This window comes from Agrobacterium sp. FDAARGOS_525, from assembly GCF_003938925.1.
GTDB classification, from domain to species: domain Bacteria; phylum Pseudomonadota; class Alphaproteobacteria; order Rhizobiales; family Rhizobiaceae; genus Agrobacterium; species Agrobacterium pusense.
The window spans coordinates 2,201,601-2,219,271 of record NZ_RKIU01000003.1 but is presented as its reverse complement, the minus strand read 5'-3'; the positions used below and the strand labels follow the sequence as shown (position 1 = coordinate 2,219,271).

Here is a 17,671-nt window from a genome sequence, read left to right as displayed (position 1 = left end):
GGAGGAGCAAGTGCGTGGAGAATGCCGGTTTTCACTATAAGCTTGATACTCCCGCTGAAACGCCGGATTGCGCTGTCATCTTGCTGCATGGATCGGGACGAACGGAAGACGACCTCATTTCTTTTGGCCGCGCCGTCTTTCCCAAGGGTGCGTTATATGCGCCGAGGGGCGCGGTTCCCTGGGAGAATGGTTTCGCATTTTTTCGCAGAAAACCCGACAGAGAACTCGATATCGACGATCTGAAACATCAGGCAACCAGACTGTGCGGCTTCGTTGCCTTTGTATGTCAGCAGACGGCGCAAGAACCCCTTCTCGTCGGATACTCGAACGGCGCGATCGTCGCGGCTGAAACCATGTGCCAGGCGCATCATCTGTCGAAAGGCGCCATCCTGCTTCGTCCGTTGTCTCCGAGAAAAGACCAGCCTCTTCCGAACCTCGCGGGGTACCCCGTACTTCTGCTTGCAGGCGTCAACGACGACCGGCGTCACCCCTCCGACGCTCCGCATTTGGCCGAGCAACTGGTCTCAGCCGGCGCTGATGCCGTGCTCGAAACGATCAATACAGGTCATGGCTGGGCGGAAGACGCGGCGGACGAGCGATTGTCACGGCGATGGCTGGCGCGCGGACTCATCGCATAAATCAGAGCTTCGGCTCTTCCTCCAGCAAAGCCCGCACGAAATCGAACATGCCATGGCGGCGGTCTCGGCGGACGCGTTCGGCTTTGACGATTGCTTCGACGGCCTCGAAAGCGGCCTGAAGGTCGTCATTGAGGATGACGTAGTCATAGTCGCGCCAGTGCTCGATTTCGGCGCGGGAATTGAGGAGCCGGGTCTTGATCACCTCTTCGGTGTCTTCGGCGCGGCGGTGCAGGCGCGATTGCAGTTCGGTCATGGTCGGCGGCAGGATGAAGATCGAGACCACGTCTGCCTTCATCTTGTCCTGCAACTGCTCGGCACCCTGCCAGTCGATGTCGAACAGCATGTCGCGGCCGGCGGCCATGGCATCTTCCACCGGCTCGCGCGGCGTGCCGTAGAAATTGCCGTGAACCTCGGCCCATTCCAGCAATTCCTCATTATCACGCATGCGCTCGAAATCGCGCTTGGAGATGAAGTGGTAGTGAATGCCCTCGATCTCGCTCTGCCGTCGAGCGCGTGTGGTGACGCTGACGGAAAGGCTGATATTCTTGTCTTTCTCAAGCAGGTTGCGCGCGATCGTGGATTTGCCCGCGCCGGAAGGCGAAGAAATCACCAGCATCAGCCCCCTGCGGGCGATCGTGACGGGAGAAATATTCACCGGGGCCATGCGTCTACTCCAGATTTTGGACCTGCTCGCGGAACTGGTCGATAACCACTTTCAGCTCTATACCTGCTGCGGTTACCGCACTGGCGTTCGATTTGGAACAGATTGTATTCGACTCACGGTTAAATTCCTGTGCAAGAAAATCAAGCTTGCGGCCAGCCGGACCGCCATTGGCCAAAAGCTCCCGAGAGGCCTGCACATGGGCATGCAGCCGATCGATCTCTTCGCGCAGATCCGCCTTGGTGGCGATCAGCGCCGCCTCGGCATGAAGGCGGTCACGATCAAGCCCGTGCATGCCATCGCCAATCAGCGCAATCTGCTGAGCAAGCCTCGCCGCGATCTGCTCCGGGTGACGGGAGGGATCGCTTTCAATGATGTTGACAAGCTGCTCGATCCGGTCGATATGACCGGAAAGGATGGCGAACAGAGATGCCCCTTCCCGCTCGCGCATGTCCTTCAGCTTTTCGACTGCAACAGCGAAGCCAGCCAGCACATCGCCGTTGCGCGCAGCCAGCGCCTCCGCATCGTCTTCCGCCTCGCGAAAATCGACCAGACCGCGCAACGTAAGCAGCGTATCGAAGCTCAATGGCTTGTTGTCGACGACATCGCCCAGTTCCTTCTTGAGCGCCAGAACCGCGGCGAGAGCATCGCGATTGATGACAGCCTCGAGCCGGTTCTCGGCAACTGAGAGCGCCAGTCCCGCCTGGATATTGCCGCGGGAAAGATGCGCCCCCGCGATTTCCCTCAGCCCGGTTTCCAAGGCTTCCAGACCGGCAGGCAGACGCAGGCGCAGATCCAGCCCCTTGCCGTTTACCGAGCGTAATTCCCACGCCCAGCGGTAGCGGCCGGTGGTGCCTTCGCTGCGCGCGAAGCCGGTCATCGATTGCAACGTCATATATGGAATCCCCCCGTCACGCCGCACAAAACCGGGCCTTGTGGTCACAAGGCCCGGCCGTGATTTATCAGTTAGTTATTGGCCGGTTTTTCCGCCTCTGCACCACCAGGCTGACCATCCACGACAACTTCGGGATTTGCTCCGGCAGCCGCCTTTTCGGCCTCGATTTTGCGCCACCGGCGCACATTGGCATTGTGCTCATCCAGCGTCTTTGCGAACACATGACCGCCCGTACCATCGGCCACGAAATAAAGATCATCCGTGCGCCATGGGTTGGCAACCGCCTCCAGTGCGGCCCGGCCGGGATTGGCGATGGGCGATGGCGGCAGGCCCTTGATCACGTAAGTGTTGAACGGCGTCTGTTTCTGGAGATCCGATTGATAAATCGGCCTATCCGAAGGTTTGCCGTCGCCGCCGAACAGACCATAGATGATCGTCGGGTCGGATTGCAGACGCATGCCCTTTTTCAGGCGGTTGTAGAAGACCGAGGCAACATGGGCGCGCTCGTCATCCTTGCCGGTTTCCTTTTCGACGATCGAGGCCAGCGTCACGAACTCCTCGACGGTCTTGATCGGCAGGTCGGGATCACGCCGTTCCCAGATCATGTCGATCAGCTTGTCCTGCGCCGCGCTCATCTGATTGATGATTTCTTCGCGCTTGGTGCCACGGGTGAAGCGGTAAGTATCCGGACGCAGACTACCCTCCGGTGGCAAGGTGGCGGGAAGTTCACCATCCAGAACCTCGTCGGCAGCAAGGCGGGCGAACATCTGCTTGACCGTCAACCCTTCAGGCAGCGACACGGAATAAAGGATCGACTTGCCCGATTCCAGCAGCATCAGGATGTCCTTCATCGATGCGCCGGCCTTGATCTCATATTCGCCGGTCTTCAACGTCTGGTCCTTTTGCAGATAGCTGCCGGCCATCAGACGGAAAACGCGTGCGTTGGAAATGATGTCGTTGCGCTCGAGATTATTGGCGATCTCAATGAGACCGGCACCATTACGCACGGTGAAATGTGTATTCGTTTCAAGCGGCCCTGGCTCCTGAAACGCATTGATCATGTAATAAAAGGCGGCGATCGCCAGGACGCAAACGGCAACGGCAAGCGTCATCAGGAAGTTCAGGAAGATGACAAGCTGGCCATGGGCCTTGCGGGAGCGCTTCGGCGGTGCCGGCACCTTTTCCGGCCGCAAGGCTTCCGTCGGGGATTTCGGAATGATCGGACCGCGATTGCCTTCGCCCGCGCCGTTTTGTCCGTATGGTCCCTGGCTGTTCTGGTTCGTGTCGCTCACCGTCGGTCCTTTTCAGTTCGGCGTTGTCAGCGCTTTTTGCGCAGGTAATGCGGCAAAAACAGGTTCGGAATGGCTTCCTGCACCACATAAAGACACCGTGAAGCCTTCTTGTTCTGCCTCACGAATATCACCTCGAACAAAGCCGATGGGGGAAAGATACCTGTGGTCCGAAATCGAGCAGACCGGCAAACTCTCCCAATCAATGACTACAATATCGGCGCGAAAACCGGAATGGCTTTCGCAAGCCGAACCACGTTCTTCTAAGGAAAGAACATTCTTTTAAAGCGTCCGGCAGGAGAGCGCCGCACCGCCGGGGACGGTATGCGGCGCGGACGCCATCGCGACGGCCACAGCCGCCGCGACTTACGCTTCGTAACGGCGCAGCACGAGGGAGGCGTTTGTGCCACCGAAGCCGAAGGAATTCGAAAGCGCCACATTGACCTGCCGCTTGCGCGCCTTGTGCGGCACAAGATCGATCTTGGTCTCGACATCGGGATTGTCGAGATTCAGCGTCGGCGGAACGATGTTGTCGCGGATTGCAAGCGTAGCGAAGATCGCCTCTATGGCGCCCGCCGCACCGAGCAGATGGCCGGTGGCCGACTTGGTGGAAGACATGGAAATCTTCGAGGCCGATTCGCCGACAAGACGCTCGACAGCTCCAAGCTCAATGGTATCGGCCATGGTGGATGTGCCGTGGGCATTGATATAGTCGATATCGTCAGGCGTCAGGCCCGCCCGCTTCAGCGCCATCGACATGCAGCGGTAGGCGCCTTCGCCATCTTCGGACGGTGCCGTGATGTGATAGGCATCACCAGAAAGGCCGTAACCGACCACTTCCGCATAGATCTTCGCGCCGCGCGCCTTGGCGTGCTCCAGCTCTTCCAGAACGACGATGCCAGCACCCTCACCCATGACGAAACCATCGCGGTCGCGGTCATAAGGGCGCGAGGCTTTTTCCGGGTGGTCATTGTGCTGGGTGGAAAGGGCCTTGCAGGCCGCAAAACCGGCAAGCGCGATGCGGCAGACCGGCGATTCGGCACCACCGGCGACCATGACATCGGCATCGCCGAGGGCGATCAACCGGGCGGCGTCGCCGATAGCGTGCGCGCCGGTCGAGCAGGCCGTCACCACGGCATGGTTCGGTCCGCGCAGCTTGTGGCGGATGGAAACCTGGCCGGATACGAGATTGATCAGGCGGCCGGGAATGAAAAACGGGGAAATGCGACGCGGGCCCTTGTCGCGCAGCGTATAACCGGCCTCGACGATGCCTTCCAGACCACCGATGCCGGAGCCGATCAGAACGCCGGTTGCGATCTGGTCTTCGTCGGTTTCAGGATGCCAGTCTGCATCAGCAAGCGCCATGTCGGCGGCAGCCATGCCATACAGGATGAAGGGATCGATCTTGCGCTGTTCCTTGGGTTCCATCCAGTCATCGGCATTGAAGGTGCCGTTGGAACCATCGCCCACGGGAATGCGGCAGGCGATCTTTGCAGGAAGGTCTTCGACTTCGAATTCAGTCACGAGACGGGCGCCGTTCTGGCCGGCCAACAGCCGTTCCCAGGTCACTTCCGTTCCACATCCAAGAGGAGATACCATGCCGGTACCGGTGATAACGACACGCCTCATCGCCAATGCTCCGCCCTTATCCAAATCATCGGTCTTCTGCGACATCGGGCACCACGGGGTGTTCACGCAATGGCGCAGCATTTCAAAATCACGGCATGAGAATCGCGGCTACCGTTCCGGGCCGTAACCTCATGCATCGCCGGAAACGAGCACCTGTCGGAGCACGTGCCACCGGCCGATAAAACATTGGCCCGGACAAGCCGGGCCAAGACGGGAGGATATTGCACCTCCCCATGCGGGTCGATCAGGCCTGGGCCTTCTCGATGAACTTGACAGCGTCGCCGACGGTCAGGATCGAATCCGCAGCGTCGTCGGGAATTTCAACGCCGAATTCTTCTTCGAAAGCCATGACCAGTTCAACGGTATCGAGCGAATCAGCGCCCAGATCGTCAATGAAGCTGGCGCCTTCAACAACCTTGTCGGCGTCAACGCCAAGATGATCAATTACAATTTTCTTTACGCGTTCTGCGATATCGCTCATGTCGGTTTCCTCGACCTTTATTTTGAAGGGAATGCCTCGCGGCACCCTGCCCTGTTAGAAGCCCTCATGCGCCGTTCAAATCCGGCACTGCGGGCAAACCCGTTCAACCCGGTCCAAGCTAGACATCGTCACGCAAAATCGCAACGGCTTCCTGTCTCTCCGGGACGACTGTTCACAGTCTTGGCCCGCTTAACATGGTTTCAATCGGTCGAAAAGCCTGAAAACGCGCTAAGCACAGCGTATGACAGGCAATTTCGCCGAAAACCGGTCAGCGCGGCCTTGCGGCGCCAGCTACCCAAGAAGGTGCTTAAACAGCGCCGCAATCCTTTTCATGACGGACTTGCGTGTCGTCAGATCATCGCCATGCCGCCGTTGACGTGCAGGGTCTGGCCGGTCATGTAGGCCGCCTCGTTGGAAGCGAGATAAAGCACGGCAGAGGCGACTTCGGCACCCGTGCCCATGCGCTTCATGGGAATGGCGCCCATGATGGCGTCTTTCTGCTTGTCGTTGAGCTTGCCGGTCATCGCGCTTTCGATGAAGCCCGGGGCTACGCAGTTGACGGTAACGTTGCGGGTGGCGATTTCCTGCGCCAGCGACTTGGAAAAGCCGATCATGCCGGCCTTGGAGGCGCAATAGTTCGCCTGGCCGGGATTGCCGGTAACGCCGACGATGGAGGTTATGTTGATGATGCGGCCAAAACGGCGGCGCATCATCGGATGCGTCAGCTCGCGCGTCAGGCGGAACATCGCCGTCAGGTTCACTTCGATGACGTTATCCCAATCCTCGTCGCTCATGCGAACGAACAGGCCATCCTTGGTGATGCCGGCGTTGTTGACGAGGATATCGACGCCTTCCAGCTCGGCTTCAGCCTTTTCACCGAGCGCTTTGACTTCAGCGCGGTCGGCAAGGTTGGCCGGGAAAATCTTGACGCGGTCGCCAAGTTCCGTCGCCAGCGCCTCGAGCTTTTCAACGCGGGTGCCGTGCAGGCCGACAGTTGCGCCCTGTTTGTGCAGAAGGCGGGCGATTTCTTCGCCAATGCCGCCGGTCGCGCCGGTTACGAGGGCCTTGCGGCCTGTCAGATCAAACATGTCCTATTCCTTCTTTAGAGCTTCGGACTGAAAATGTTGAGCGTTGTTGCGCCCTGAGGAATGCGGCTGCGGGAGAAATCCCGCCTCAGCCGATAAGCGTGGCGAGAAGCTGATCGATATCGGCAGCACCGTTGACGGCAACGCCATTCACCGTCTTGTCGATACGGCGGGCAAGGCCCGTCAGCACCTTGCCGGAACCGATTTCGTAAAGCTGGGTCACGTTGTTGGCGGCAAACCATTCCACCGTCTCGCGCCAGCGCACCTGGCCCGTCACCTGCTCGACCAGCAGGCCGGCGATCTCATTGGCGTCGGAAACGGGGGCGGCACGCACATTGGCGATGACAGGAACGACCGGATTGTGCTTTTCGACTTTGGCCAGCGCCTCGCGCATGGCTTCCGCCGCCGGCGCCATCAGCGCGGAGTGGAAGGGAGCGGAGACCGGCAGCATGATGGCGCGCTTGGCACCCTTTTCGGAAGCGATTGCCGCTGCCTTTTCGACAGCCGCCTTGCTGCCTGATATAACCAGCTGGCCACCGCCATTGTCGTTGGCGATCTGGCACACGCCGAGAATGCCAGCCTCGTCGCAAATGGCGGAAACGGCATCGTGCTCAAGCCCGATGATTGCGGCCATCGCGCCCTCACCCACCGGCACGGCGGCCTGCATGGCATTGCCGCGGATGCGCAGAAGACGGGCGGTATCGGCAACCGAGAAAGTACCGGCGGCACAGAGCGCCGAATATTCGCCGAGGGAGTGGCCCGCGACATAAGAAACGGTATCGGACAGTTTTAATCCGCGCGCCTCAAGAACGCGCATGACCGCAATCGAGACGGCCATGAGGGCCGGCTGGGCATTGGCCGTCAGCGTCAGCGTCTCTTCAGGGCCGTTCCACATGATGTCGGAAAGCTTCTGGTCGAGCGCTTCGTCGACTTCCTGAAACACGGCGCGTGCTTCCGGATAGGTATCCGCCAGCTCCTTGCCCATGCCAACAGCCTGGCTTCCCTGACCGGGAAATGTGAATGCAATACCCATGGGATGTCGTCCTTCTTGTCTGGCCTTGCCTTTATTCTTGTCGACTTCCATTCACATTCCCGCCAGCGAAGTCAAGGCTTGAGGCCGCCTGCCGGCCCGGTGTGAGGGGTTTTGTCGTGCTGTTTTCCCCTTTCTTTTCATCATATTTTTTCTTGCACTGCGGCAATTCCCCATTACTTTCACACCACCTTCCAAACTATCTGGCCAAGCACCGGGACATTTCCATGAAACAGAGACTATTGGGCCGCACGGATATTTCCGTGTCTGAAATCTGCCTCGGCACCATGACATGGGGCACACAGAATACCGAAGCCGAAGCGCATGCGCAGATGGATTACGCCGTCGAGAACGGCGTGAATTTCTTCGATACGGCAGAGCTTTACCCCACCACGCCCGTTTCCGCGGAGACCCAGGGCCGGACGGAAGATTATATCGGCTCGTGGTTTGAAAAGACCGGAAAGCGCGATCAGGTCGTGCTCGCGACCAAGGTTGCCGGCTCAGGACGCGATTACATTCGTGGCGGTCGCGATATCGACGCAGCCGCAATCCGTGAGGCTGTCGATACCAGCCTCCAGCGCCTCAAGACCGACTATATAGACCTCTACCAAATCCACTGGCCGAATCGCGGCACCTATCATTTCCGAGGCGCATGGAGCTTTGACGCTTCCGGTCAGGACACGGCGCGCACGCTTGCCGAAATCACCGAAAAGCTGGAAACGCTCGGCGAACTGGTAAAGGCCGGAAAAATCCGCGCCATTGGCCTTTCCAACGAAAGCGCCTGGGGCACGCAAAAATATATCGACATCGCCGAAGCCAAGGGCCTCCCGCGCGTCGCCACGATCCAGAACGAATATAACATGCTCTATCGCAGCTTCGATCTGGACATGGCGGAAGTCGCCCACCATGAAGATGTCGGCCTGCTCGCCTATTCACCGCTGGCAGCAGGGCTGCTGACCGGCAAATACCAGAACGGCGCTCGTCCCGCCGGTTCACGCGGAACCATCAACAAGGATCTCGGTGGCCGCCTGCAGCCGCTTCAGGAAGCACCGGTAAAGGCCTATCTGGAGCTTGCCGCCGCGCATGGTATCGACCCCGCAAAGCTCGCCATTGCCTTCTGCCTGACGCGCCCCTTCATGGCCTCCGTCATCATCGGCGCCACCACGATGGAGCAGCTGAAGGTTGATATTGCGGCAGCGGATGTCACTCTTTCCGAGGACGTGCTGAAGGGCATCGCAGCCATTCACCGGCAATATCCAATGCCGATCTGATGATCGAACGGCGCGCTTTTTCGCCTCTGCCCTTGCATTCCGGGCAAAAATCCGTATAAGCGCACTGTTCACAACACCCGGTCCAATTGGCTGGTGGCTGAACGGAGGGCTGGTTCCGGTGACGGAACAGCAGGAACCATAAGGTTTTTCCGGCCTCCCGTGTCTCCGCTCTCGACCGTCTCGAACAACGCTTTTCTTGCTTTAAGGCTCACGCCTTTTCAGGAGCAGTCGTTGAGGCTTAGCGCCGTTGCCGGGTGAAGGACGAAACGCAAGAAAGGCAAAGCTTAAATGGCTCTTTACGAACACATCTTCCTTGCCCGGCAGGATATTTCTGCCCAGCAGGTCGACGCACTTGTCGAGCAGTACAAGGGCGTTATCGAATCGTTCGGCGGCAAAGTCGGACGCATCGAGAACTGGGGTCTGAAGTCCCTCACCTACCGCATCAAGAAGAACCGCAAGGCTCACTACGCTCTCATGGACATCGACGCTCCGGCGGCCGCCATCCATGAAGTCGAGCGCCAGATGCGCATCAACGAAGACGTTCTTCGCTACATGACCATCGCCGTCGAAGCCCACGAAGAAGGCCCGTCCGCGATGATGCAGAAGCGCGACCGTGACGACCGTCCGCGCCGCGATGGCGACCGTCCGGACCGTGGCCCGCGTGAAGATCGTGGTCCCCGCGAAGACCGTCCGCGCCGTCCGCGCGAAGACCGTGCATAAGGAGAATTGACCAATGGCTGACGCATCCTCTTCCCAGGCACGCCGCCCGTTCCACCGCCGTCGCAAGACGTGCCCCTTCTCCGGCGCCAACGCTCCGAAGATCGACTACAAGGACGTACGTCTCCTGCAGCGCTACATTTCCGAGCGTGGCAAGATCGTTCCTTCCCGCATCACGGCCGTTTCCCAGAAGAAGCAGCGCGAACTCGCCCAGGCGATCAAGCGCGCCCGTTTCCTCGGCCTGCTGCCCTACGTTGTAGCTTAATGAATTGAAGCGAGGCTGCGTTTAGCGCGGCCTCGCTTTTCCAGATCCTTCCGCGTTGGGCGCGGATCGATACTCTAAATCCCATGTTGGGGATGAGGCTCTCACGAGCGATCCTCTAACTGCTTAGTTTCAGCAGGACAGCGAAGTGCAAAAGTTGAACCAGACAGTGCTGATCTCCGGCGTTCTCGCCGGCATATGCGCCGCGTTTTTAACGCTTGGCGCAACGGCACAGTCGTCCTTTTCCTTCCTGCTCTATGCCGGTTCCGCCATGCCGATCCTGATCGCAGGCATGGGCTGGGGTAATCGCGCCGCCATCGTCGCCATCATCACCACCGCCATCATCGGTGCGCTGGTCATGTCACCGCTGTTTGCACTGACCATCGCGATCTTCACGCTGATCCCGGCGGGCTGGCTTTCGCATCTCGCCAATCTGGCGCGCCCGGCTTCCGAAATCGGCGGCCCGGATGATCTGCTTGCCTGGTATCCGCTCTCCGGCATCGTACTGCACCTGTGCATTCTGGTTTCGGTCGCCGTCGTCATTCTTGGCTGGATGATCGGTTACGGCCCTGATCTGGTCGCGCGCATGGTCGATATCATGATGACCTCGGTGCAGAACCGCGAACCGCTGTTCGAACCCAATGCCGAAGCGCTCGCCCAGACGAAATCGCTGCTGGTGCTGATGCTTCCCATTGTTCAGGGTGGTCTCTGGGTCATCCTTCTGTTTGGGGCCTATTATTTCGCGACCCGGCTGGTCGGCTCTTTCGGCAAGGGCCTGCGCCCGCGTGAGGACATTCCCTCGGCACTGCGCATGCATCGCAACGCGATCTTCATTTTTCTGGCCGGCATTCTCGCCATGTTCCTTGGCGGCGTGGCGGCCATGATCGGCGCGGTCATCTGCGGCACCTTTGGCGCGGGCTTCCTGATGGCGGGTTATGCCTCGCTGCACAAGCGCGCCCGCGGCAAGGACTGGCGCCTGCCCGTACTCATTCTCGCATATCTCTCGGCGGTCTTTGTCTTTCCGCTGTTCATCATTCTCGTGTTCGGCCTCAGCGACGTGCGCAACACGATCTCCCTGACGCCGGCGCGGAAAACCGACACTACGAACGAAACCAAACCATAGAAAGGATCAAGAAGATGGACGTTATTCTTCTCGAACGCATCAACAAGCTCGGCCAGATGGGCGAAACCGTCAAGGTTCGCGACGGCTATGCCCGTAACTTCCTGCTGCCGCAGGGCAAAGCGCTGCGCGCCAACGCCGCCAACAAGACCCGTTTCGAAACCGAGCGCGCAACGCTCGAAGCTCGTAACCTCGAGCGCAAGTCGGAAGCCCAGAAGGTTGCCGAAGCACTCGAAGGCAAGTCCTTCATCGTTGTCCGTTCGGCTGGCGAAACCGGTCAGCTGTACGGTTCTGTTGCTGCCCGCGACGTCGTTGAAATCCTGGCTGCCGAAGGCTTCAACATCGGCCGCAACCAGGTTGAGCTGAACACGCCGATCAAGACCATCGGCCTGCACAACGTTACCCTGCACCTGCACGCCGAAGTCGAGCTGCAGGTCGAGCTGAACGTTGCCCGTTCGGCTGAAGAAGCAGAGCGTCAGGCCAAGGGCGAAAGCCTCACCTCCGCTGACGCCATCTACGGCGTTGACGAAGACGCGCTGCGTCCGGAAGACTTCTTCGATCCGGAAGCTGACCGCGACGGCGACGACGAGTAAGATCTGGCCTAACGGTCAAAGGAAAACCCCGGATGGCGACATCCGGGGTTTTTTGTTTGCGTGGTCTGAGTTTGCAGAGGGGTTATCCCTCCGCAAACTCAACGCCAGACTACCTCGCCGCCGTCTCCGCCCCATCGGGCGCCTTGCTCTTGTCCACATGCACCACCACAGACATGCCCGGCGAAAGTTCTGCCGCCAGCGGCTGATCCGCGTCGATGGTGATGCGCACACCGAGACGCTGGGCGATTTTCACGAAATTGCCGGTCGCATTGTCGGGCTTGATAACGGCGAATTCCGAACCCGTGGCGGGCGAAAAACGCTCCACATGGCCGGTCAGCTTCCGGCGATGCAGCGCATCGACGGAAATCGTCACAGGTTGGCCGACCTGCATGCCCGCAAGCTGGGTCTCCTTGAAATTGGCGATAACCCAGACATCATGCGGCACAACGGCCATCAGCTGCGTGCCGGCGGTGACATATTGGCCAGTGCGCACGCCGATTTCGCCGAGCCTGCCATCCACGGGCGCACGGATTTCGGTATTGGCGAGGTCGATCCGGGCAAGCTCGACGGCCGCTTCGGCATTTGCGACCGCAGCCTGCAGCGAACTGCGGTTAACGATGATGGTCTGCAGATCCTGCCGTGAAACCTCAAGGGCGGCTTTCGCCTGCGAGAGCGATGCCCGCGCCTTTTCCAGTGCGGCATGGGCTTCTTCCTGAAGGCTGGAAGTTCCCACGCCGCTTTTTATGAGATTATCCTGCCGGTCGGATGCCAGTTGAGCCTGTTTCAGCGAGGCTTCGGCGCTGTCGACCGCGGCCTGGCTGGAAAGAATATGGGCGTTGGCTGCATTTTCCTGCTGGCGGGAATTATCGAGAGCCGCCTTTTGCGTACCGAGCGTTGCTTCCGCCTGCGCCTGTTTCTGGCGATAGATGCGGTCATCAATCTTCGCCAGCAAAGCACCCTGCTTCACCTCCTGATAATCCTTCACCGGCACATCCACGACATATCCGCTGACCTGCGGGCTCATGGTCGTGACGTAACCGCGCACGAAGGCGTTGTCGGTCATTTCCACGGTGGAGAGAAAGGGCGGCAGCCGCCAGGCGTAAAGCACGAGCGCAACACCGGCGAAACCGCCGAGCAGCACGAGAATGGAAACGGGAGTAAAAAACTTCTTCAACATTTTGGCACTCTTGGAACGTTCAAGACTGGGGGGCCGGTGCGGCATCGATATCCTCCCGGAAAAGGAAGGGGCGGATGCGCAACCATGCGAGGTGGATCAAAAGCGCGGCCAGCGCCAACGCGGAAACGACGGAGATGAGCAGGAACGTGTCATTATAGGCAAGCACATAGGCTTCCCGGCTGACCTGCTGGCCAAGCAGCGACAACCCCTCCGCCTTCAGCAATGCCGGATCGGTGATGACATGGCTGTAAGCACCGGAAAGCTGGGAGACACGCTGGGCAACGAGAGGGTTGGTGAGCAGGATGTTCTCCACCAGCACATTGGAGTGGAATTTCTCCCGCAGCGTTACGAAACTGCCGAGCAGCCCCGTCATCAGCATGGAACCGGTGATCTGCGTAAACAGGAAGATGGTGATGAAGTTCACCAGATAAGGCGCACCCCGGGCCAGTGCTGCGCCGAAACCCTTCGCCATGACAGGCGGCAGGAACATGGCCGCACCGAAGGCGATCATCATCTGGCTGAGATACATCTGTTCGGGGCGGGTGAGGTTCGTCGACTGGCTGTCCATAAAGGAACCAGCCGCGATCAGTGTCAGCGCAATGACATGGGCGGTTTCGACATATTTCGTCAACATCAGCCATGCGCAGGCCGCCCCGCCAAGAATGGTGGCAAGCAGCACGAGGGCATAAAGCATGGTGGTCTGGTCGTTGAGCAAGCCAAGCTGCTGATAGAAGCTGACCGCGGTGGAGGATTGTTCCGACGAGACCGCCCGGTAGACAAGCAGGACGGCAATGGCGTGCAGGTTGGTTTTGGAGAAAATCCAGCGCAGGTCGAGCAACGGGTTCTTACGCGGCAATTCGATGAAAGCCATCAGTGTCAGAAGCGCGATGGATGTCGCCAGCAGCGCGCCAAGCCACCAGGTTTCGAACCACCAGTAGAACCGGCCGAGCGTCAGCATGACTGCAAGGCAACCGAGACCGCCCGCAAACAGGAGATAGCTGAGGATATCCATACGCTCGATCACCTTCGCACGCGGCGGCGGTGTGACCTTGAGGACGTAAATCATGGCGAAGGAAATCAGCGCAAAACCGACCTCCATCGAATAAAGGGCATTCCAGCCATCGATCGCCAGCAGCGAGGGTGACACCATGCGCGCAAGCGGCGCCGACAACAGCGTACCTGTCAGTGCAATGCTGAATCCCAGCGAGAATTTTCGCGCGGGCGGAAAGGCCTCAAGAATATAGAGAAAGCCGAGCGAGGAAATCGGCGCGGCGGCCATGCCGCTGACGAAGCGGATGACGATGGCCGAATGCAGGTCCGTCACGAAGAGGTTGAGGCAGGAAGCAACCACGAAGGCGATGATCGAAAGTTCGGCGAAGGGCCGCAGGCCATATTGCGCGCGCACCTTGAACAAGGCGATGGAAAAGGTGGCATAGGGCGCCATATAGGCAGCGGATAACCAGGCGACCTCGGCCACCGTCGCCGAAAACTCGCCCTGCAGCTGGTAGATATTGGCCATGACGAGGTTCATGCCGAGGCCCTGCGTAATGAAAAACGACAGGCCTGCAAAAATGAAACACAGCCGCAGCCACAATGGCCGCTCCACCGGCTGAGGTGCAGCTGCGGCAGACGGAGCCTGCGTGCCGCTGCCGGCGCCGGCGTCCGGTGATTGAGCCGGGCCCGTCGTTTCTATGGGGCCATTGGCGGGCCTGTCCTTTTCGGCGGCGTCCGACGCTGCCGTTAGCGGTAAAGAGGTGCTCACGATTGCGCCCTCCCCGCTGCAAGATTTTGCAGATTGGCCGAAAGCCGCCGCATGACATCCAGCGCCATTGCCAGCTCCTGCGAGGAGATATCGGCGGCGATTTCCGAACGCAGCGACTTTGCCATTTCCTGCACCGTCTGCGAGGTTTCTTCGCCCTCCGCCGTCATGTGAATACGTTTGGCACGCCGGTCGTTCTCATCGGATCGGCGTTCGATGAGGTTCTGCTTCTCCATGCCATCAAGCACCCGCACCAGTGTCGGTGTCTCAATTTCCATTTCCTCCGCGAGCTCCGTCTGCGTCAACGGTCCGCGCCGCGAGAGCGCGAAAAGTGCACGCGCACGCGCCAGCGTCAGCCCGCTTTCCCCTACCCGCGCATCGAAAAACGCGCGCAGTTTGCGGGTGAAAGCGGAAACTTCATCGAGAAGCTGTTCCTTGTCGGTCTCGCGGGACATGTCAGCAAGCCTTATAATTAGTACACTACTTATTTTCTGCCTATTTATTCGTAAGGCTGACGATTTTCAAGTTTCTTTCGTGCCGGGTCTGCCATGCGGTAAACTCATGGCGGCGAATCACGTTGCCGGGAAATTTCCCGCTTTGTCCCCATCCCGCCTGTGGATTGCTGGGGACAACTGAAGATGTGATCTGACTTCGCTCAGCGGACGTCGGCCTGCCATGGAGTGTTGCAACAATATCATTGACTGCAATGGCACAGAAAGCCAAACCCGAGGTGTAAGAACAGGCAAAGGGAGATCGCGCAAACCATGAACGACGCTGTGAGAAAGATCACCCCCGCGCAACCGGCGGAACCGCATTACCGCGAAGCGCCGAACAATATCGAGGCCGAACAGGCGCTGCTCGGCGCCATCCTCGTCAATAACGACGCCTATTACCGCGTATCGGACTTCTTGAAGCCCGTGCACCTCTACGAACCGCTGCACCGCAAGATTTTCGAGGTGGCAGGCGATATCATCCGCATGGGCAAGACCGCCAATCCGGTGACGATCAAGACCTTCCTGCCGGCCGACGACAAGATCGGCGACCTGACGGTGGCGCAGTATCTCGCGCGCCTGGCGGCAGAAGCCGTGTCGATCATCAACGCGGAAGATTACGGCCGGGCGATCTATGATCTGGCGCTGCGCCGCGCGCTGATCCAGATCGGCGAGGATGTCGTCAACATCGCCTATGACGCGCCCTTGGACATGCCGCCGCAGGCACAGATCGAAGACACCGAACGGCGCCTGTTCGAACTGGCGGAAACCGGCCGTTACGACGGCGGCTTCCAGTCGTTCAACGACGCGGTGGCGCTGGCGATCGACATGGCGGGCGCAGCCTTCGAGCGCGACGGTAACCTCTCCGGCATCTCAACCGGCATCCACTCGCTTGACGCCCGCATGGGTGGCTTGCAGCGTTCCGACCTTATCGTGCTTGCCGGTCGTCCGGGTATGGGCAAGACCTCGCTTGCGACCAACATCGCCTACAATATCGCCGCGTCCTATGAGCAGGAAGTGCAGCCGGACGGCTCGTTCAAGGCGAAAAATGGCGGCGTTGTCGGTTTCTACTCGCTCGAAATGTCCTCCGAACAGCTGGCAACGCGTATCATTTCAGAGCAGACCGAAGTTTCCTCGTCGAAAATCCGTCGCGGTGACATCACCGAGGCCGATTTCGAAAAACTCGTCGCCTGCTCACAGATGATGCAGAAGGTGCCGCTTTACATCGACCAGACCGGTGGTATCTCGATTGCCCAGCTTTCCGCGCGCGCCCGCCGCCTGAAGCGCCAGCGCGGCCTCGATGTTCTAGTGGTCGACTACGTTCAGCTGATGACCGGCTCCGGCAAGAGCGGCGAAAACCGCGTGCAGGAAATCACCCAGATCACCACGGGCCTGAAGGCGTTGGGCAAGGAACTCAATGTTCCGATCATCGCGCTGTCACAGCTCTCCCGTGCGGTGGAAAGCCGCGAAGACAAGCGCCCGCAGCTTTCCGACCTGCGTGAATCAGGTTCCATCGAGCAGGACGCCGACGTGGTGCTGTTCGTGTTCCGCGAGGAATATTACGTCAAGAACATGGAGCCGCGCGATCCTGCCGATCCGAAATATGCCGAGTGGGAAGCGCTGTTCGACAAGGTAAAAGGCACGGCTGACGTCATCATCGCCAAGCAGCGTCACGGACCGACCGGCACCGTGAAGCTTGCCTTCCAGTCCGAATTCACCCGCTTTACGGACTTGGCCGATCCGAGCTTCAGCCAATACGAAGAACATTGAGGCGAGGCAGCCTTCTATCAATAACGCCCCGTCCTGTTTCAGGGATGGGGCGGAGTCTTTTCAACGGCTTGGAACTGATCCCTCAGAACCCGATTCATCGATTATCCCTTTAGGCAATGTAATGACCTGATCGCCGGCGCGAATGCTGCTCTGGCGGTGGGTGATGGCAATGATGGTGATATCGCTGTCGATCCGTCTCAGCTGTTCCATGATTTCCCGCTCCGTCTCCTCGTCCAGCGCCGAGCTTGCCTCATCGAGCAGCAGAATGGCCGGTTCGCCGTAGAGCGCACGGGCAAGGGCAACCCGCTGGCGCTCGCCGCCGGAAAGCTTCAGCCCCCTTTCACCGACAATCGTATCGAAACCCTCCGGCATCGCCTCAATCCTGTCGAGGATGGCGGCCCGCTCGGCGGAGCGGCGCAGTTTTTCCTCATCCAGCGCCCGCCCGAGCACGATATTGCTGCGCAACGTATCGTTCAGCAATTGCACCTCCTGCGGAACGATACCCGCCGCGGCGAACCAGTCGTCCCGGCCGATGGCTGTGAGATCGGCGCCATCGACAGTGATGCGCCCGGATTGCGGCACCACGGTTTTCTGCAAAAGCCGGAAGAGTGTCGATTTGCCGGAGCCGGTCTCGCCGGTAATGAAGGTCAGACGTCCTGGCGTTGCGGTGAAAGAGACGCCTTCAACGCCGCGACCGTTTTCGTAGCGAAAGCCCACCTGATGAAACTCTATCACTCTGCCCGACAGCCGCAACGGGCGTGTATCCGCAGACTCCTCCTGCTCTTCTGGCTCATTCCACATGC

General features: G+C 59.5%; 18 protein-coding genes. 7 read left to right on the top strand and 11 right to left on the bottom strand.

The annotated features are described in order from the left end of the window. Positions 1-14 precede the first annotated feature (14 nt). Positions 15-638 carry an alpha/beta hydrolase gene (locus EGT36_RS12250; protein WP_037088957.1) on the top strand — a complete coding sequence of 208 codons (624 nt, stop codon included), beginning with the start codon at positions 15-17 and terminating at the stop codon, positions 636-638. A 1-nt stretch (position 639) separates the two neighbouring features. On the opposite strand, the gene gmk is transcribed toward EGT36_RS12250, so the two are convergent. The 7 genes from gmk to fabD form a co-directional block, all read right to left on the bottom strand. Beyond that, the gene (gmk, locus tag EGT36_RS12245; RefSeq protein WP_004441063.1) at positions 640-1,302 is read right to left on the bottom strand and encodes a guanylate kinase; all 663 of its coding nucleotides are present in this window, start codon (positions 1,300-1,302) and stop codon (positions 640-642) included. A gap of 4 nt (positions 1,303-1,306) precedes the next feature. Continuing rightward, entirely contained in the window at positions 1,307-2,194 is an 888-nt protein-coding gene (locus EGT36_RS12240) for a YicC/YloC family endoribonuclease (RefSeq protein ID WP_037088956.1), read from the bottom strand. Between the two features lie 71 nt (positions 2,195-2,265). Beyond that, on the bottom strand, positions 2,266-3,486 hold the full coding sequence (gene mltG, locus EGT36_RS12235) for an endolytic transglycosylase MltG (RefSeq protein ID WP_004441060.1): 1,221 nt from the start codon (positions 3,484-3,486) through the stop codon (positions 2,266-2,268). Between the two features lie 363 nt (positions 3,487-3,849). Then, positions 3,850-5,112 (bottom strand): beta-ketoacyl-ACP synthase II, encoded by a 1,263-nt coding sequence (gene fabF, locus EGT36_RS12230; RefSeq protein ID WP_037089220.1) that lies wholly within the window; start codon positions 5,110-5,112, stop codon positions 3,850-3,852. A gap of 244 nt (positions 5,113-5,356) precedes the next feature. Next, complete coding sequence (locus EGT36_RS12225) at positions 5,357-5,593, bottom strand: acyl carrier protein (RefSeq protein ID WP_003502080.1); 237 nt, start codon at positions 5,591-5,593, stop codon at positions 5,357-5,359. Between the two features lie 350 nt (positions 5,594-5,943). Continuing rightward, positions 5,944-6,681 (bottom strand): 3-oxoacyl-[acyl-carrier-protein] reductase, encoded by a 738-nt coding sequence (gene fabG / locus EGT36_RS12220; protein WP_037088954.1) that lies wholly within the window; start codon positions 6,679-6,681, stop codon positions 5,944-5,946. A gap of 85 nt (positions 6,682-6,766) precedes the next feature. Continuing rightward, complete coding sequence (gene fabD / locus EGT36_RS12215) at positions 6,767-7,711, bottom strand: ACP S-malonyltransferase (RefSeq protein WP_037089218.1); 945 nt, start codon at positions 7,709-7,711, stop codon at positions 6,767-6,769. Between the two features lie 224 nt (positions 7,712-7,935). Here fabD and EGT36_RS12210 point away from each other — a divergent pair, with 224 nt between their 5' ends. From EGT36_RS12210 to rplI, 5 genes are all read left to right on the top strand, one after another. Continuing rightward, positions 7,936-8,979 carry an aldo/keto reductase gene (locus EGT36_RS12210; RefSeq protein WP_037088953.1) on the top strand — a complete coding sequence of 348 codons (1,044 nt, stop codon included), beginning with the start codon at positions 7,936-7,938 and terminating at the stop codon, positions 8,977-8,979. A 288-nt stretch (positions 8,980-9,267) separates the two neighbouring features. Then, entirely contained in the window at positions 9,268-9,699 is a 432-nt protein-coding gene (rpsF, locus tag EGT36_RS12200; protein ID WP_004441041.1) for a 30S ribosomal protein S6, read from the top strand. Between the two features lie 13 nt (positions 9,700-9,712). Continuing rightward, positions 9,713-9,961, top strand: coding sequence for a 30S ribosomal protein S18 (rpsR, locus tag EGT36_RS12195; RefSeq protein ID WP_003502063.1), 249 nt, complete (start codon positions 9,713-9,715; stop codon positions 9,959-9,961). Between the two features lie 145 nt (positions 9,962-10,106). Further along, positions 10,107-11,081: a DUF2232 domain-containing protein gene (locus EGT36_RS12190; RefSeq protein ID WP_125270436.1), complete on the top strand. Its 975-nt coding sequence runs from the start codon at positions 10,107-10,109 to the stop codon at positions 11,079-11,081. A 14-nt stretch (positions 11,082-11,095) separates the two neighbouring features. Further along, a complete protein-coding gene (gene rplI, locus EGT36_RS12185) occupies positions 11,096-11,671 on the top strand; it encodes a 50S ribosomal protein L9 (RefSeq protein WP_004441037.1) in 576 nt (191 codons plus the stop codon). Positions 11,672-11,780: 109 nt separating this feature from the next. Here the strand turns inward: rplI and EGT36_RS12180 are convergent, their stop codons facing one another. The 3 genes from EGT36_RS12180 to EGT36_RS12170 are packed head-to-tail and all read right to left on the bottom strand — an operon-like array spanning position 11,781 to position 15,062. Then, positions 11,781-12,848, bottom strand: coding sequence for an HlyD family secretion protein (locus EGT36_RS12180; protein ID WP_037089216.1), 1,068 nt, complete (start codon positions 12,846-12,848; stop codon positions 11,781-11,783). A 19-nt stretch (positions 12,849-12,867) separates the two neighbouring features. Beyond that, positions 12,868-14,610 carry an MFS transporter gene (locus EGT36_RS12175; protein ID WP_022555929.1) on the bottom strand — a complete coding sequence of 581 codons (1,743 nt, stop codon included), beginning with the start codon at positions 14,608-14,610 and terminating at the stop codon, positions 12,868-12,870. Continuing rightward, positions 14,607-15,062: a MarR family winged helix-turn-helix transcriptional regulator gene (locus tag EGT36_RS12170; RefSeq protein ID WP_004441032.1), complete on the bottom strand. Its 456-nt coding sequence runs from the start codon at positions 15,060-15,062 to the stop codon at positions 14,607-14,609. The genes EGT36_RS12175 and EGT36_RS12170 overlap by 4 nt, the downstream gene beginning before the upstream one ends. Before the next feature lie 309 nt (positions 15,063-15,371). On the opposite strand from EGT36_RS12170, the gene EGT36_RS12165 reads away from it, so the two are divergent. Then, complete coding sequence (locus EGT36_RS12165; protein ID WP_004441029.1) at positions 15,372-16,868, top strand: replicative DNA helicase; 1,497 nt, start codon at positions 15,372-15,374, stop codon at positions 16,866-16,868. A gap of 60 nt (positions 16,869-16,928) precedes the next feature. Here the strand turns inward: EGT36_RS12165 and EGT36_RS31020 are convergent, their stop codons facing one another. After that, entirely contained in the window at positions 16,929-17,669 is a 741-nt protein-coding gene (locus tag EGT36_RS31020) for an ATP-binding cassette domain-containing protein (protein WP_286084060.1), read from the bottom strand. Between the last annotated feature and the right edge of the window lie 2 nt (positions 17,670-17,671).

Bases quoted from the DNA above. Each gene is read 5' to 3' on its own strand.
- gmk (WP_004441063.1), bottom strand. From the start codon at position 1,302: ATGGCCCCGGTGAATATTTCTCCCGTCACGATCGCCCGCAGGGGGCTG.
- EGT36_RS12240 (WP_037088956.1), bottom strand. From the start codon at position 2,194: ATGACGTTGCAATCGATGACCGGCTTCGCGCGCAGCGAAGGCACCACC.
- fabF (WP_037089220.1), bottom strand. From the start codon at position 5,112: ATGAGGCGTGTCGTTATCACCGGTACCGGCATGGTATCTCCTCTTGGA.
- EGT36_RS12225 (WP_003502080.1), bottom strand. From the start codon at position 5,593: ATGAGCGATATCGCAGAACGCGTAAAGAAAATTGTAATTGATCATCTT.
- fabG (WP_037088954.1), bottom strand. From the start codon at position 6,681: ATGTTTGATCTGACAGGCCGCAAGGCCCTCGTAACCGGCGCGACCGGC.
- fabD (WP_037089218.1), bottom strand. From the start codon at position 7,711: ATGGGTATTGCATTCACATTTCCCGGTCAGGGAAGCCAGGCTGTTGGC.
- EGT36_RS12210 (WP_037088953.1), top strand. From the start codon at position 7,936: ATGAAACAGAGACTATTGGGCCGCACGGATATTTCCGTGTCTGAAATC.
- rpsF (WP_004441041.1), top strand. From the start codon at position 9,268: ATGGCTCTTTACGAACACATCTTCCTTGCCCGGCAGGATATTTCTGCC.
- rpsR (WP_003502063.1), top strand. From the start codon at position 9,713: ATGGCTGACGCATCCTCTTCCCAGGCACGCCGCCCGTTCCACCGCCGT.
- rplI (WP_004441037.1), top strand. From the start codon at position 11,096: ATGGACGTTATTCTTCTCGAACGCATCAACAAGCTCGGCCAGATGGGC.
- EGT36_RS12180 (WP_037089216.1), bottom strand. From the start codon at position 12,848: ATGTTGAAGAAGTTTTTTACTCCCGTTTCCATTCTCGTGCTGCTCGGC.
- EGT36_RS12170 (WP_004441032.1), bottom strand. From the start codon at position 15,062: ATGTCCCGCGAGACCGACAAGGAACAGCTTCTCGATGAAGTTTCCGCT.
- EGT36_RS12165 (WP_004441029.1), top strand. From the start codon at position 15,372: ATGAACGACGCTGTGAGAAAGATCACCCCCGCGCAACCGGCGGAACCG.
- EGT36_RS31020 (WP_286084060.1), bottom strand. From the start codon at position 17,669: ATGTGGAATGAGCCAGAAGAGCAGGAGGAGTCTGCGGATACACGCCCG.